This window comes from Nocardioides sp. CPCC 206347 (genome assembly GCF_048654605.1).
Lineage (GTDB): Bacteria > Actinomycetota > Actinomycetes > Propionibacteriales > Nocardioidaceae > Nocardioides.
Window position 1 is genome coordinate 824,896 of record NZ_JBMCYZ010000002.1, and the last position, 13,934, is coordinate 838,829.

Annotated in this window: 16 protein-coding genes; 12 read left to right on the forward strand and 4 right to left on the reverse strand. The window is 70.6% G+C overall.

Features of this window, described 5'->3' with window-relative positions:
• Window positions 1-10: 10 nt before the first annotated feature.
• Complete coding sequence (locus ACOACQ_RS10365) at window positions 11-1,096, reverse strand: trans-sulfuration enzyme family protein (protein ID WP_378596591.1); 1,086 nt, start codon at window positions 1,094-1,096, stop codon at window positions 11-13.
• Window positions 1,097-1,120: 24 nt separating this feature from the next.
• Here ACOACQ_RS10365 and ACOACQ_RS10370 point away from each other — a divergent pair, with 24 nt between their 5' ends.
• A complete protein-coding gene (locus tag ACOACQ_RS10370) occupies window positions 1,121-2,185 on the forward strand; it encodes a D-alanine--D-alanine ligase family protein (protein ID WP_378596590.1) in 1,065 nt (354 codons plus the stop codon).
• Between the two features lie 138 nt (window positions 2,186-2,323).
• Here ACOACQ_RS10370 and ACOACQ_RS10375 read toward each other — a convergent pair whose 3' ends face one another.
• A complete protein-coding gene (locus ACOACQ_RS10375; protein ID WP_378596589.1) occupies window positions 2,324-2,809 on the reverse strand; it encodes a DUF3515 domain-containing protein in 486 nt (161 codons plus the stop codon).
• A gap of 4 nt (window positions 2,810-2,813) precedes the next feature.
• Window positions 2,814-3,047 carry an Lrp/AsnC family transcriptional regulator gene (locus ACOACQ_RS10380; RefSeq protein ID WP_200954689.1) on the reverse strand — a complete coding sequence of 78 codons (234 nt, stop codon included), beginning with the start codon at window positions 3,045-3,047 and terminating at the stop codon, window positions 2,814-2,816.
• A gap of 111 nt (window positions 3,048-3,158) precedes the next feature.
• Here ACOACQ_RS10380 and ACOACQ_RS10385 point away from each other — a divergent pair, with 111 nt between their 5' ends.
• The gene (locus ACOACQ_RS10385) at window positions 3,159-4,139 is read left to right on the forward strand and encodes a thiamine-phosphate kinase (protein ID WP_378596588.1); all 981 of its coding nucleotides are present in this window, start codon (window positions 3,159-3,161) and stop codon (window positions 4,137-4,139) included.
• A 174-nt stretch (window positions 4,140-4,313) separates the two neighbouring features.
• Here ACOACQ_RS10385 and rpmB read toward each other — a convergent pair whose 3' ends face one another.
• Window positions 4,314-4,499: a 50S ribosomal protein L28 gene (rpmB, locus tag ACOACQ_RS10390; protein WP_378596587.1), complete on the reverse strand. Its 186-nt coding sequence runs from the start codon at window positions 4,497-4,499 to the stop codon at window positions 4,314-4,316.
• Between the two features lie 144 nt (window positions 4,500-4,643).
• Here rpmB and ACOACQ_RS10395 point away from each other — a divergent pair, with 144 nt between their 5' ends.
• The 10 genes from ACOACQ_RS10395 to ACOACQ_RS10440 all read left to right on the forward strand — a co-directional run bounded on the left by ACOACQ_RS10395 (window position 4,644) and on the right by ACOACQ_RS10440 (window position 13,931).
• A complete protein-coding gene (locus tag ACOACQ_RS10395) occupies window positions 4,644-6,344 on the forward strand; it encodes a DAK2 domain-containing protein (RefSeq protein ID WP_378596586.1) in 1,701 nt (566 codons plus the stop codon).
• Between the two features lie 12 nt (window positions 6,345-6,356).
• On the forward strand, window positions 6,357-8,609 hold the full coding sequence (locus tag ACOACQ_RS10400; RefSeq protein WP_420288237.1) for an ATP-dependent DNA helicase RecG: 2,253 nt from the start codon (window positions 6,357-6,359) through the stop codon (window positions 8,607-8,609).
• 7 nt (window positions 8,610-8,616) lie between these two features.
• A complete protein-coding gene (gene rsmD, locus ACOACQ_RS10405) occupies window positions 8,617-9,210 on the forward strand; it encodes a 16S rRNA (guanine(966)-N(2))-methyltransferase RsmD (protein ID WP_420288238.1) in 594 nt (197 codons plus the stop codon).
• Complete coding sequence (coaD, locus tag ACOACQ_RS10410) at window positions 9,207-9,698, forward strand: pantetheine-phosphate adenylyltransferase (RefSeq protein ID WP_378596582.1); 492 nt, start codon at window positions 9,207-9,209, stop codon at window positions 9,696-9,698. The genes rsmD and coaD overlap by 4 nt, the downstream gene beginning before the upstream one ends.
• A gap of 94 nt (window positions 9,699-9,792) precedes the next feature.
• On the forward strand, window positions 9,793-10,359 hold the full coding sequence (locus ACOACQ_RS10415) for a YceD family protein (RefSeq protein WP_378596610.1): 567 nt from the start codon (window positions 9,793-9,795) through the stop codon (window positions 10,357-10,359).
• A 43-nt stretch (window positions 10,360-10,402) separates the two neighbouring features.
• Window positions 10,403-10,588, forward strand: coding sequence for a 50S ribosomal protein L32 (gene rpmF, locus ACOACQ_RS10420; RefSeq protein WP_182377149.1), 186 nt, complete (start codon window positions 10,403-10,405; stop codon window positions 10,586-10,588).
• Window positions 10,589-10,598: 10 nt separating this feature from the next.
• Window positions 10,599-11,327 (forward strand): ribonuclease III, encoded by a 729-nt coding sequence (gene rnc / locus ACOACQ_RS10425; protein WP_420288325.1) that lies wholly within the window; start codon window positions 10,599-10,601, stop codon window positions 11,325-11,327.
• Between the two features lie 18 nt (window positions 11,328-11,345).
• On the forward strand, window positions 11,346-12,248 hold the full coding sequence (mutM, locus tag ACOACQ_RS10430) for a bifunctional DNA-formamidopyrimidine glycosylase/DNA-(apurinic or apyrimidinic site) lyase (RefSeq protein WP_378596608.1): 903 nt from the start codon (window positions 11,346-11,348) through the stop codon (window positions 12,246-12,248).
• A gap of 64 nt (window positions 12,249-12,312) precedes the next feature.
• Complete coding sequence (locus ACOACQ_RS10435; protein WP_056714224.1) at window positions 12,313-12,501, forward strand: hypothetical protein; 189 nt, start codon at window positions 12,313-12,315, stop codon at window positions 12,499-12,501.
• A gap of 158 nt (window positions 12,502-12,659) precedes the next feature.
• On the forward strand, window positions 12,660-13,931 hold the full coding sequence (locus ACOACQ_RS10440; RefSeq protein WP_420288239.1) for an MFS transporter: 1,272 nt from the start codon (window positions 12,660-12,662) through the stop codon (window positions 13,929-13,931).
• Window positions 13,932-13,934 lie beyond the last annotated feature (3 nt).

Sequence of the window (13,934 nt, forward strand, 5' to 3'; positions counted from 1 at the left end):
CAAGACAGTCCTAGGCGTTGATGCGGTCCAGCGCCTGCACCAGGTCGTCCCAGAGGTCCTCGACGTCCTCGATGCCGACCGAGAGCCGTACCAGGCCTTCCGGGATCGTCGTCGCCTCGAGCTTCCAGCGCCGACGCCGCTCGAACGTGGACTCCACGCCACCGAGCGAGGTCGCGTGCACCCACAGGGACGTCGCGCGGACCAGGAAGTCGGCCGCGTCCGCTCCGCCCGCGATGACGGGGGCGATGATCGCTCCGAAGCCGGGGTAACGGACCTCCTCGACCAGCGGGTGCCCGGCGAGACGCCGCGCGAGCTCGACCGCGTTGGCCTGGGCGCGCTCCAGCCGCACGTGCAGCGTGCGCAGGCCCCTCAGGGCCAACCAGGCCTCGAACGGCCCGGGAACGGCCCCCATGAGGTCACGGCGGCCCTTCAGGGCGGCGTACACGTCGTCGCTGGCCGTGACGACCGCGCCCATCAGGACGTCGCTGTGGCCGGCGATGTACTTCGTCGCGGAGTGCAGCACGATGTCGGCGCCCAGGGCGAGCGGTTGCTGGAGCAGGGGAGTGGCGAAGGTGTTGTCGACGACGACCTGGATGCCGAGCCCGTGTGCCGCCGCCACCAGGGCGGGGATGTCGGCGATCTCCAGTGCGGGGTTGGTCGGGGACTCGAGCCACAGCAGGGCGCAGTCCTCGTCGGCCTCCATGGCTGCGATCACGGCAGCGGTGTCGGTGATGTCGACGAGGTGGGCGTGCAGCCGCCCGCGTGACTCGAAGTCGGCCAGTGCAGCGATCGTCCCGCTGTAGGAGTGCCGCGGTGCGACCACGCCACCGTCCTGGCCGACCAGGTCGAGCAGGGTCGTGGCCGCGGCCATGCCGGAGGAGAAGGCCAGCGCGCGGCCGCCCTCGAGCGCACCGAGCGCGTCCTCGAACGCAGACCAGGTCGGGTTGCCGTACCGGCCGTACTCCAGGTCGCCCGTGGCGACGTACGTCGACGTCATCGTGATCGGGACGTTCAGTGGCTGGTCGGGGTCGTGCGGCGGACGGCCCGCGGTCACCGCGATGGTCGCCGGGTGGAGCCGTGACGTGGGAGACGACATGCCTCAAAGGTAGGGTCAGCCGCGATGAATGCTCCCACCGGCCGCCGTATCCGCGTCGCTGTCGTCTTCGGCGGCCGCTCGACCGAGCACGCCATCTCGTGCGTCACGGCCGGCAGTGTGCTGCAGGCGATCGATCGCGAGAAGTACGACGTCATCCCCATCGGGATCACCCAGGACGGCCAGTGGGTGCAGGAGGCGGACGACCCGTCCCGGCTCCGGATCGTCGACGGGAAGCTGCCGGCGGTCGATCCGACCCGGCCGGCGGCCATCCGCGAGTTCGCTGACGTCGACGTGGTGTTCCCGTTGCTGCACGGCCCGTGGGGCGAGGACGGCACCATCCAGGGCCTGTTCGAGATGTCCGACGTCCGGTACGTCGGCTCCGGTGTGCTCGCGTCCGCCGTCAGCATGGACAAGGCGTTCATGAAGATCGCCCTCGTCGCGTCCGGGCTGCCCGTCATGCCGAGCCACGTCGTCACCGCTCGTGAGTGGGCGGCCGACCCGGCTGCTGTCCGGGAGCGCGTCGCCGCCCTCGGCTACCCGCTCTTCGTGAAGCCCGCCCGTGGCGGGTCCAGCATCGGGATCGCGAAGGCGCACTCGTCCGGCGACCTGGACGCAGCGATCGAGACCGCCCTCGCGCACGACCCCAAGATCCTCGTCGAGGTGTCGGCGGAGGGCGCCCGCGAGGTCGAGTGCGGTGTCCTCGGCGCAGTGGATGGCGGCGTCGACACCAGCCTGCCCGCCGAGATCCGGATCACCGGCGACCACGAGTTCTACGACTTCGAGGCGAAGTACCTCCCCGAGGAGGCCACCGAGCTCGACGTCCCGGCGATCCTGCCCGAGGGCGTCGAGGACCGGATGCGGACGCTCGCCGCCGAGGCCTTCATCGCCGCAGGCTGCGAGGGCCTGGCCCGGGTCGACTTCTTCCTGATGCCCGACGGTTCGCTGGTCATCAACGAGCTCAACACGATGCCCGGCTTCACGCCGCTCTCGATGTTCCCGCAGATGTGGGCCGCCAGCGGCCTGGAGTACGGCGCCCTCGTGGACCGGCTGCTGACGCTGGCGCTCCAGCGCCCCACCGGCCTGCGGTAGCTGCTCGACAACTGTCGGCTTGCCGCCAGGTCAAGGCTTGGCCTGCGAGAGGCAACAGCGGCGCGGCAGCGCGGCGGGAGGCGTCGACGGGCAGCTTGCTGCCCCGGATCAACGCCGGAGACGCGTCTCGCGCAAGTGTCAGGCGCAGTCGTCGACCAGGGTGAGGTGCTCCTTGATCAGCGGCGCGAGCACGGACATCGCGGCCGGTGCGGCATTGGGCCGGTACTTCGCGGGGATGCTGACCTCCACGCGCGGCTCGTAACCGGCTGCCGTGAGCGTCAGGTCGAGCCCCTGGTCGTCGTACTGCTCATCGGGGATGTAGTAGCCGACGCCGTCGGCGGTCTCGCACGACGCGGTCAGGTCGAAGCCCTCGGGCGTGGGCACGCCGCAGCGCACCACGATGGCCGGATCGCCGTACGCGGCGGCGGGGGCATCGGCAGGCCTGATGTCGACGCGTTCCTGCTCGGCCAGCGAATCGGGCAGCTCGGCTGCGAACGCGTCGCACGCCTCGCGGTCGGCCCTCGAGGTGTCGGGCACGTCGATGTCGACCGGCCCGCCGCAGGCCGCCAGGACGACGCTGGCGGCGACCAGGACGGCCGCTCGCCCGCGTCGGCGGAACCGCATGCCGTCAGATGTGGACGACGGGGCAGGTCAGGGTGCGGGTGATCCCGTCGAGGTTCTGCACCTTGGAGACGACCAGCTTGCCGAGCTCGTCGACGTTGCGGGCCTCGGCGCGCACGATCACGTCGTAGGGACCGGTGACGTCCTCGGCGAGGGTGACGCCCTTGATGTTGCCGACCTCGCGGGCGACATCCGCCGCCTTGCCGACGTCGGTCTGGATGAGGATGTAGGCCTGAACCACCATGGGTCATAGCTCCCGTCGACTGGATGAAGAACGCTTCAACCTACATCGCGCAGCCGCCGCAGCAGAACCGGCGAGCACTCGGGCCGATCGGTCTGGTGGGATGGACCCATGACTTCGGGGACCGACCGCGACGCGACGCTTTCCGACCTCGGCGAATTCGGGCTGATCAACAAGATCACCGACATCGTCTCGAGCACGGCCCCGGGCGAGGACGTGCTGGTCGGTCCGGGCGACGACGCGGCCGTGCTGCGGGTCCGCAAGGGCCACGTCGTGGTGTCCACGGATGTGATGGTCGAGGGCCGCCACTTCCGCCGCGACTGGGCCGAAGCCGCCGACGTCGGCCACCGGGCCGCAGCGCAGAACCTGTCCGACATCAACGCCATGGGCGGCCGCGCCCAGTGGCTGACGGTCGGTCTCGCGGCCCCCGCCGACCTGCCCGCCGCGTGGGCCCTGGAGTTCACCCGCGGCTTCGCTGAGGAGTGCGCCCTCGTCGGCGCCGGCCTCGTGGGCGGCGATGTGAGTCGAGCCGACCAGGTCGTCATCTCCGTCACCGCCATCGGTGCCTGCACCATCTCGCCCGTGTTGCGCTCCGGTGCGCTGCCCGGGGACGTGGTCGCGATCTGTGGGCGCCAGGGCTGGGCCGCAGGCGGCCTCGCCGTGCTCGGCCGGGGCTTCCGTTCACCCCGTGTGCTCGTCGAGTCGTACCGGCGGCCCGCGCCGCCGTACGACGCCGGGCCGCAGGCCGCTGACGCCGGCGCCACCTCGATGATCGACATCTCCGACGGCCTGCTCTCCGAGGCCGCCCATCTGGCGGCCCGGTCCGGTGTCGGCCTCGACATCGAGACCTCCGCGTTCGAGATCCCCGAACCCCTCATCGCCGTCGGCGCCGCGCTCGGCGCCGACCCCCTCCAGTTCATCCTGGGCGGGGGAGACGACCACGCGCTGCTCGCGACCTTCCCGGCCGGTACCGCCCTCCCGGAGGGCTGGACCCGGATCGGGTCGGTGTGCTCACTCTCCGCCGGCGCCCAGCCCACCGTGACCGTCGACGGGGCGTCGTACGACGGCCCGACGGGCTGGTCGCACTTCTGACCTGTCTCGCCGCGGATTCATCAAGGTATGTGGGTGGACTGGCACTTCCCACTGTGAGCAACCACGGGGAAGTGCGAACTCGCCCACACACCTTGATGAAGCCGCGCCGCCACAAGAAATGACGAAGGCCGCCACCCAGTGGGTGACGGCCTTCGACGAAAACTGTGGATCAGGTCAGCGGGAGACCTTGCCGGCCTTGAGGCAGCCGGTGCACACGTTGAGGCGCTTGGGGGTGCCGTTGACCGTCGCGCGGACGCGCTGGATGTTCGGGTCGAAGCGGCGCTTGGTGATCTTGCGCGACCACGGCCGGTTGTTGCCGAAGGACGGCTTCTTGTCGCAGATGTCGCACACGGCGGCCATTGGTGAACTCCTGAGGATTGCGGCTAAAAGTCTTGTGTCGACCGGGCGCGCAACGCACTCCAGACAACCGGAAGAGAATAGCCGACGGGAGGCCGTGGGCAGAAATCGTCAGGTGGTCCGCGCCAGCCACTAGTGTGACCCCCGATGGACGAGGGGACGGGGCAGGAGACGGCCGGCAAGCCCGGACAGAGCATCTCGCTCGACACCGTGGTGCGCTTCATCGACATCGCGGTCGACGCCCTGGCCCAGGCTCGCGAGGAGATCGACGCCCTCAACGTCTTCCCCGTGCCGGACGGTGACACCGGCACGAACATGTACCTCACGGTCGTGGCTTCACGCGACGCGCTCAAGGCGGCGATCGCCGACACGTCCGACGACCCGCCCCCTCCGCTCGCGGCGTTCGCCCGTGGCGCCCTGCTGGGGGCACGCGGCAACTCCGGCGTGATCCTGAGCGAGATGCTCGGCGCGGCCGCCCGCCGGATCGGCGCTGCCGAGCCCGACGAGCCGAACGCCCGGGTGATCGCCGAGGCCCTGCAGCAGGCCTGTACGGCGAGCTACGCCGCCGTGGGGGAGCCGGTCGAGGGCACCATGCTCACCGTCCTCCGCGCCGCTTCCGAGGCGGCCGTGCAGTGCGCGAGCGACCCGGCGACACGCAGCAGCGACGTGCTCACGGCGGCCGCCGCGGCGGCGCGCGAGGCGCTCGGCCACACGCCCGAACAGCTCGAGGTGCTCGCCACGGCGGGTGTCGTCGACGCCGGTGGCCGCGGTGTCTCGGTGATCCTCGACGCCGCCGTGACCGTGCTGACGGGCCACCGGCCGATTCCGGTCACCGCGCCCCTCGGCAGCCACGTGATCCCGGTGCCGTTGCGGCCCGCCGCGGACCACGACCTCAGCGAGGACGGTCCGTCGTACGAGGTGATGTACCTCCTCGACGCGCCCGACCCGGCGGCCGGAGACCTGCGCGGTCGGCTCGGCGAGATCGGCGACTCGGTGGTGGTCGTCGGCGGAGACGGGCTGTGGAACGTGCACGTCCACACCGACGACGTCGGGGCTGCGATCGAGGTCGCCCTCGAGATCGGCCGGCCGTACCGGATCCGGGTGACCCACTTCGCCGAGCAGATCGCTGCCCAGAACGCCCAGCCGGGCCAGTCGGGGGAGCCCAGCATCCCGCTCGCCGGCCGCTGCATCGTGGCCGTCGCCGCCGGTCCCGGCCTCGGCGAGCTGTTCGCCGAAGCGGGCGCCGTGGTGGTGCTCGGCAGCCCGACACGTCGCCCCTCGACCGGTGAGCTGCTCGCCGCGATCACGGGCAGCGGGGCCCGGGAGGTCGTCGTACTCCCGAACGACGAGCCGACGGTCCGTGCCGCCCTCGCCGCCGCCAGCACCGCCGAGGCCGACCATCGGGCGCAGGGTCTGCGGGTCTCGGTCATCCCCACCCATGCCCAGGTCCAGGGCCTCGCGGCCGTCGCCGTCCACGAACCCGGCCGGGCCTTCGACCAGGACGTCACCGAGATGACGGCCACCGCCCGCCACGTGCGCCACGGCGCCGTCACGATCGCGGCGAAGCAGGCCATCACCACCGGCGGTCCGTGTGAACCGGGCGACGCGCTCGGCGTGGTCGCTGGTGACTTCGCGGTGGTCGGCCAGGAGCTCGGCGCCGTGGCGATCCAGGTCCTTGAACGGCTCCTTGCCGCCGGCGGCGAACTGGTGACGATCGTGAGCGGTGAGGACAGCGACGGTCTCGCCGAACGCACCGCCGCGTGGGTCGAGGAGGTCCACCCCGGTGTCGACGTCATGGTGTACGACGGTGGTCAGGAGCGATACCCGCTCCTGATGTCCGTCGAATGAGCTGAGGCGCAGGTGGCGATTACCTTCGATTCGTCCCTGACGACCGTGCTCGGCGCCGCAACGCCGGCCAAGCGCAAGAAGTTCAGCGACGGCCTGGGGCTGCACACGGTCGGTGACCTGATGCGGCACTTCCCGCGGCGTTACCTCGAGACCGGGTCGCTGACGAAGATCGACGACCTCCGGGTCGGCCAGATGCTCTGCGTGGTCGGCGAGATCACCGACTGCCGCACGGTCAGCTACAACGACCGCCGCACGGGCCGTCCGGCTGCCCGCGTCGAGGCCGTGCTCCGCACCGGCGGACCCAGCCTGAAGATGACCTTCTTCGCCCGCAACGCCGGCACCGCCGCCTGGCACGCGAAGCGTGTGGCCGTCGGCAACCGGGGTGTCTTCCTGGGCAAGGCCGACCAGTTCCGTGACCAGTGGCAGCTGGTCAACCCGCAGATGACGATCTTCGGCCAGGGCGATGGCGACGAGGGCGAGCTCTCCGACGATGTCCTCGACATCGGCGACTACTACCCGATCTACCCCCTCACCAAGGGCCTGGAGTCCTGGGACGTCGCTCGCGCCGTGAAGTTCGCGCGGTCCGTGGTCGACAGCCCCGCCGAGGTGATCCCCGCACCCATCCGTGAGCGGTACGACGTCGTCGGCATCGAGCGCGCCTACGAATGGGTGCACCAACCCGAGGACGAGGAGCAGGTCGAGCAGGCGCACCACCGCTTCCGGTTCGAGGAGGCGCTGGTCACCCAGCTGGTGCTCGGCCGGCGGCGCCGGGCGACGCGGTCGCTGGGGGCGACGTCCCGTGACGGAGGCGACGGCGCGCTCCTCGCGGCCTTCGACGAGCAGCTTCCCTTCACGCTCACGGCTGGCCAGGTCGAGGTGGGTGCGCAGATCGAGTCCGACCTCGCGGCGCCGCACCCGATGAACCGCCTGCTCCAGGGCGAGGTCGGCTCCGGCAAGACGCTCGTGGCGCTGCGGGCGATGCTCCGGGTGGTCGACTCCGGTGGCCAGGCGGCGCTGCTCGCGCCGACCGAGGTGCTGGCGCAGCAGCACTATCGCTCGATCGTCACGATGCTCGGCGACCTCGCCATGGGCGGCACCATCTTCGGCTCCGGCGCCGGGACCCACGTCGAGCTGCTCACCGGCTCGATGAACAAGACCCAGCGCACCGCGCCGCTGTCGCGGATCGCCAGCGGCGAGGCCGGCATCGTCATCGGTACCCACGCCCTGCTCCAGGACAACGTCTTCTTCGCCGACCTCGGTCTCGTCGTGGTCGACGAGCAGCACCGGTTCGGTGTCGAGCAGCGCGCGGCGCTGACCGACAAGGCCATCAATCCGCCGCACCTGCTGGTGATGACGGCGACGCCGATCCCGCGCACCGTCGCGATGACCGTGTTCGGTGACCTCGAGTCCTCCACGCTGACCGAGCTGCCCGCCGGACGCGCGCCGATCCAGACCAACGTGGTGCCCCTGGTCCAGCAGCCGACGTGGATCGACCGGGTCTGGGCGCGGGTGCGTGAGGAGGTCGAGAAGGGCCACCAGGTCTACGTCGTGTGCCCGCGGATCTCCGGCGACGAGGCGGAAGTCGGCCAGGTCGACGCCGTCGACGTGCAGTTCGACGAGGACGGTGAGCCCGTCGTCGTCACGGCCCCGCCCGCTGCATCGGCGGTCGAGGACGTCGTGGCGCAGCTTGCCGGGGGCCCGCTGTTGGGGTTGCGGATCGGGCGCCTGCACGGGCGCCTCGCCAGCGACGAGAAGGACGCCACCATGCGCGCCTTCGCCGCCGGCGACCTCGACGTGCTGGTGTCGACCACGGTGATCGAGGTCGGCGTCGACGTCGCCAACGCGACCGCCATGGTGATCCTCGACGCCGACCGGTTCGGCGTCTCCCAGCTGCACCAGTTGCGCGGCCGGGTCGGTCGTGGCGGCTTCCCCGGCCTCTGCCTCCTGGTCAGCCACACGGAGGTCGGCACCCCCGCGCGGGAACGCCTCGACGTCGTCGCGTCCACCACCGACGGCTTCCTGCTCAGCCGGTTCGACCTCGAACAACGCCGCGAGGGAGACGTGCTCGGCGCCTCGCAGGCCGGGCGTCGCTCCAGCCTGGAGAACCTCCGGGTCCTCCGCGACGAGGACACCATCGTGGCCGCTCGTGAAGCCGCAGAGGGGCTGCTCGACCAGGACGTCGATCTCGCGCACGCCGCGGAGCTGGCGGCCGCCGTACTCGATCTGGAGCGGTCGCAGCAGGCCGGCTTCGTGGACAAGTCATGAGGATCAAGTGACCCGCATCATCTCGGGGGTGGCCGGTGGCCGCCGCCTGCAGACGCCCAGGGGCGACCAGACCCGACCGACCAGCGACCGGGTCCGGGAGGCGCTGTTCTCCAGCTTCGAGGCGTGGGCCGGCTCGTTGCAGGGGCTGCGTGTCCTGGACCTCTACGCCGGGTCGGGGGCCATCGGGCTCGAAGCCTGGTCCCGCGGAGCCGCAGCGGTGACGCTGGTCGAGTCCGACCGGAGCACCGCTGAGCTGATACGCGGCAACGCCCGCGCCATCGGCTGCGAGGTGGCCGAGGTGGTGGCCCGCAGCGTCGCGGCCGTCCTTGCCGAGCCGGCTCGAGCGCCGTTCGACCTGGTCTTCTCCGATCCGCCCTACCCGCTCGACGACGCGACCGTGGCCGACGACCTCGCCCTGCTCGCGGCGCAGGGCTGGCTCGCCGAGGACGCCCTCGTCGTGGTGGAGCGCTCGCGGCGCAGTCCGCAGCCCGTGTGGCCCGTCGGCGTCGTGGCGCTGCCGGGCAAGCGAGGGCAGAAGAGGTACGGCGAAACGACCGTCTGGTTCGCGGAGCACCCGGCTACCACTAACCTCGCCCCATGACCCGTGCGGTGTGTCCCGGCTCCTTCGACCCCGTCACCAACGGGCACGTCGACATCTTCCGGCGGGCGGCTGCGCTGTTCGACGAGCTGATCGTCGCCACCGGCACCAACATCTCGAAGTCGCGGCTCTTCGAGCCCGACGAACGACTCGAGATGCTGCGCGATGCCTGCGCCGACCTCCCGAACGTCACCGTCATGGGGTTCACCGGCCTGATCGTCGACTTCTGCCGCGAGATGGACGCCCAGGCGATCGTCAAGGGCCTGCGCGGCGGCAACGACTACGAGTACGAGCTGCCGATGGCGCAGATGAACGCCCACCAGACCGGGGTCGAGACGGTGTTCATCCCGACCACGGCGTCCCTCGGCTACGTCTCCTCCAGCCTCGTCAAGGAGGTCGCCGCACTCGGCGGCAACGTGTCCGAACTGGTGCCCGCGTCCGTCCACCAGCGCCTCGTTGCGCGCCTCGCGGAACGGGCGGGCCAGGAGTGAGCCCAGCACTGAGCATCGACCGCGTTTTGCCCGGTCAGAGTGCTGACCCTAGGATTGATCCGATCTGTTGTGCCCGGACCTGGAAGTGATTCACCTGAACGACCTGGACCCGAGAGCGCCGCTCGTGCTCGATACACGCGAGCTCGGCCGCCGTCCGGGGTCCCAGCGTGAGGTGGTGCTGACAGTGCCGGCCCCGGCAGATCTGGGCATCGAAGTCCTCGCCGTACCCGAAGGCGCGCCGGTCGAACTCGACTTGCGCATGGAAGCGGTCATGGAAGGTGTGCTCATCACCGGTACGGCGCAAGCCGGGCTGGAGGGTGAGTGTGCGCGGTGCCTGGAACCGATCCGCGAAGACCTCGTGGTGAATTTCCAGGAACTGTTCGTCTACGACGACATCCGGGATTCCGCTGACGCGGAAGAGGACGACGAGGTCAGCATGCTGCGGGACGACCTGGTCGACCTGGAGCCGCTGCTGCGGGACGCGGTCGTGCTTGCACTGCCGTTCCAGCCGCTGTGTGAGGACGACTGTCCGGGGTTGTGCGTCGAATGTGGCGCACGGCTGGCGGATGACCCCGACCACACGCACGAGGCGGCGATCGACCCGCGTTGGACGGCGCTGACAGCGCTGACCGAAGAAGCCCACGAAGACCACAAGGACTAGCGCTCACCCGAGCGTCGACGTTCCCCGATTTCAAGGAGAAGACATGGCTGTTCCGAAGCGGAAGATGTCGCGCAGCAACACGCGGCACCGTCGTTCTGCGTGGAAGGCCGTCGCCCCGGTGCTGGTCACCTGTGCCAACCCGGCGTGCGGTGCCAAGCACCTCCCGCACCGCGCGTGCGGCACCTGCGGCCAGTACGGCGCGCGCGCCGCCCGTCGCCAGGTCCTCTGAGGCCTGCAGCATCACCGACTACGTCGAGCTGCGTCGAGCGCTCGGGGATCCCACACTGGACCCCGAGCTGCTCGACCGCGCCCTGACGCACCGCTCCTACGCCTACGAGAACGGTGGTCTTCCGACCAACGAGAGGCTGGAGTTCCTCGGTGACTCGGTGCTCGGCGTCGTCGTCACCGAGACGCTCTACCTGATCCACCCGGACCTCTCCGAGGGCCGGCTCGCCAAGCTCCGTGCCGCGGTCGTCAACGCCCGCGCCCTGGCCGGCGTCGCCCGCGACATGGGCCTCGGCAAGCACATCAAGCTCGGACGTGGCGAGGAAGCCACCGGCGGTCGCGACAAGGCCTCGATCCTGTCCGACACCGTCGAGGCCGTGATCGGCGCGATCCACCTCAGCGGAGGCGGCATCACCACCTCCTCGGAGGTCGTCCACCGGCTCTTCGACCCGCTCATCGAGGCCGCTTCGGCGCTCGGTGCGGGCCTCGACTGGAAGACCTCGCTGCAGGAGCTCGCCGCCGAGCAGTCCCTGGGCGTGCCCGAGTACGTCATCGAGGACGAAGGCCCGGACCACCTGAAGACCTTCACCGCGCAGGTTCGCGTCGGCGAGCGCCTCTACGGCAACGGCACCGGCCGCTCGAAGAAGGAAGCCGAGCAGGGCGCCGCCGAGACGGCGTACGGCGAGATTGCCGCCGACCTGGGCCTCGACGCCCACGGTCGTCCGATCGCCGCCGGCAGCTGACCCACCACCGCTTCCGCCGTGCCTGAGCTTCCCGAGGTCGAGGTCGTCCGCGCCGGGCTCGAGCGTCACGTCGTCGGCGCCACGATCACCGCGATCGACGTCCTCCACGACCGTCCCGTACGACGCCACCCCTCCGGCGCCGCGGGCTTCGCGGCCGCGCTGACCGGCCGCCGCATCGACGGGGCCCGCCGGCGGGGCAAGTACCTCTGGCTGCCTCTCGACGACGGCAACGCGATCCTCGGCCACCTCGGGATGAGCGGCCAGATGCTGGTGCAGCCGGTCGACGCCCCGCCCGAGCGCCACCTGCGCGTCCGGTTCCTGCTCAGCACCCCGCAGGTCGAGCAGGTTGCTCAGCAACCGTCTCGAGACCAGGAACTCCGGTTCGTCGACCAGCGGATGTTCGGCGGCCTCTCGGTCTCGGTGGGTGGCGCCGAGCTGCCACCCGAGATCGCCCACATCGCACGCGACCCGATGGATCCGGAGTTCGACGACGAGCTCTTCATCGCCCGCCTGCGCAAGCGGACGTCCGGTGTGAAGCGACTGCTCCTCGACCAGGGCCTGGTCTCCGGCGTCGGCAACATCTACGCCGACGAGGCGCTGTGGCGCGCCGGCCTGCACGGGGAACGGCCGGGGGACCGGCTCACCCGCAAGCAGGCTGTCGAGCTGCTGCGCCACGCCCGCGAGGTGATGGGCGCTGCGCTCGCCCAGGGCGGGACGTCCTTCGACGCGTTGTACGTCAACGTCAATGGCGAATCGGGCTATTTCGACCGCTCCCTGCACGCCTACGGGCGCGAGGACGAGCCCTGCGACCGCTGCGGAACGGCGATCCGCAGGGTCGCGTTCATGAACCGGTCGTCGTACTTCTGCCCGCGATGCCAACCCGTGCCACGGAGCGCTCCGAGATTGACCCGCGCACGCTGAAGTGGGACTCTTGTAGACGGCCCCCAACTCTCGGGGCGACCCTCGAACCGGAAGGCTCAACTTCATGGCCAAGGCGCTGATCGGTCACCTGAACAGCGACCTCCGCGACCCCCGTCTCGCACTCGAGAATTCTCGCCTGCGCACCCGGGTCGCCGAGTTGGAGTCCCTCGTCCTCCGTCTCTCCGAGGAGAACGACAAGTTGGTGTCGGCGCGTGCTGCCGAGATCCTGACCGGCGACATGCAGCCGGCGTGACTTGTAGCTGACTCCTGCCGGCAGGGCCTCCTGCCACCTCAGGTGCACCACCCCGGACCACCCTCGCCCCGCGACGGTGGTCCGATTCATCTCCCCGGAGCCAGGTCGCCCGTTATCCAGTGGCGGTCGTCACCCGACAGGCATAGCGTCCTGACCTTGTGAGCCGGGTCCTCGACGTCGTCGCACCGGCCCGTCTGGGGCCGGGCTTCCGGCGACTCATGGCGTCGACCTGGGTGAGCAACCTCGGCGACGGCATCGCGATGGCCGCCGGGCCGCTCCTCGTCGCCTCCCAGACCCGGTCGCCGGTGCTGGTCTCGATGGCGATGCTGCTGCAGAGCCTCCCGTGGTTGCTGTTCGGGCTCTTCGCCGGCGCGGTGGCCGACCGGCTCGACCGCAAGCGGATCGTCATCGTCGCCAACCTGCTCCGGGCGGCGGTGCTCGTCGTCCTGTGTGCCTCGATCGTCACTGGTGTCGTCAGCATCGCGGTCGTCCTGGTCGCGATGTTCGTGCTCGGAACCGCGGAGGTCTTCGCCGACACGGCGTACCGCACCTTCTTGCCGATGATGGTCGGCAAGGCCGACCTCGGGATCGCCAACGCCCGGCTGCAGGCCGGCTACATCACGCTCAACCAGTTCGTGGGCGCTCCCATCGGTGCGGCCCTGTTCGCGGTCGGGATGGTGGTGCCCTTCGGCGTCCAGGTGGCCTGCGGGCTGCTCGCCGTCCTCCTGGTCACGCGGATCGCGTTGCCGGCCGGGCCCGTGCGTGGCGACGTGGACACCCATGTCCTGAAGGACATCGGCGACGGCCTTCGCTGGCTGATGGGACACCCGCCGGTCCGGACCCTCGCGCTCGTGATCGTCACCTTCAACATCACCTGGGCGGCGGCCTGGTCGATCCTGGTCCTCTACTCGCTCGACGTGCTCGACATGGGACCGGTGGGCTACGGGCTGCTCACCTCGGCGGCCGCTGCCGGGGGACTGGTGGGCACGTTCCTCTACGGCTGGCTCGAGCGGCACGTCCCGCTCGCCACCCTGATGCGCGCCTGCCTGGCCATCGAGGTCGTCATGCACCTGGCGTTCGCTGTCACGACCGTGGCGTGGGTGGCGCTGGTCATCATGTTCGGCTTCGGGGTCTACGCCTTCGTGTGGGGCACGATGTCGCAGGCGATCCGGCAGCGGGCGGTGCCGACGGAGTTCCAGGGACGGGTCGGTTCGGTCTACAGCGTGGCGATCTTCGGAGGCGTCGTCATCGGCAGTGCGCTCGGTGGTGTGATCGGTGAGCATGGCGGCGTGACGGCGCCGTTCTGGTTCGCCTTCGTCGGGTCGGGGATCACGCTCGCCCTCGTGTGGCGACAGCTCGCCCACATCGCGCACGCCGACCGGGACACCGGGGACACCCGGATGCACGAAACCGACGGGGTCGCGCGGTAGCCT

Coding starts and splice junctions, on each gene's coding strand:
- rpmB (WP_378596587.1), bottom strand. CDS start 4,499: ATGGCCGCCGTGTGCGACATCTGCGACAAGAAGCCGTCCTTCGGCAAC.
- rpmF (WP_182377149.1), top strand. CDS start 10,403: ATGGCTGTTCCGAAGCGGAAGATGTCGCGCAGCAACACGCGGCACCGT.
- ACOACQ_RS10365 (WP_378596591.1), bottom strand. CDS start 1,096: ATGTCGTCTCCCACGTCACGGCTCCACCCGGCGACCATCGCGGTGACC.
- coaD (WP_378596582.1), top strand. CDS start 9,207: ATGACCCGTGCGGTGTGTCCCGGCTCCTTCGACCCCGTCACCAACGGG.
- ACOACQ_RS10375 (WP_378596589.1), bottom strand. CDS start 2,809: ATGCGGTTCCGCCGACGCGGGCGAGCGGCCGTCCTGGTCGCCGCCAGC.
- ACOACQ_RS10395 (WP_378596586.1), top strand. CDS start 4,644: ATGGACGAGGGGACGGGGCAGGAGACGGCCGGCAAGCCCGGACAGAGC.
- ACOACQ_RS10435 (WP_056714224.1), top strand. CDS start 12,313: ATGGCCAAGGCGCTGATCGGTCACCTGAACAGCGACCTCCGCGACCCC.
- ACOACQ_RS10370 (WP_378596590.1), top strand. CDS start 1,121: ATGAATGCTCCCACCGGCCGCCGTATCCGCGTCGCTGTCGTCTTCGGC.
- ACOACQ_RS10385 (WP_378596588.1), top strand. CDS start 3,159: ATGACTTCGGGGACCGACCGCGACGCGACGCTTTCCGACCTCGGCGAA.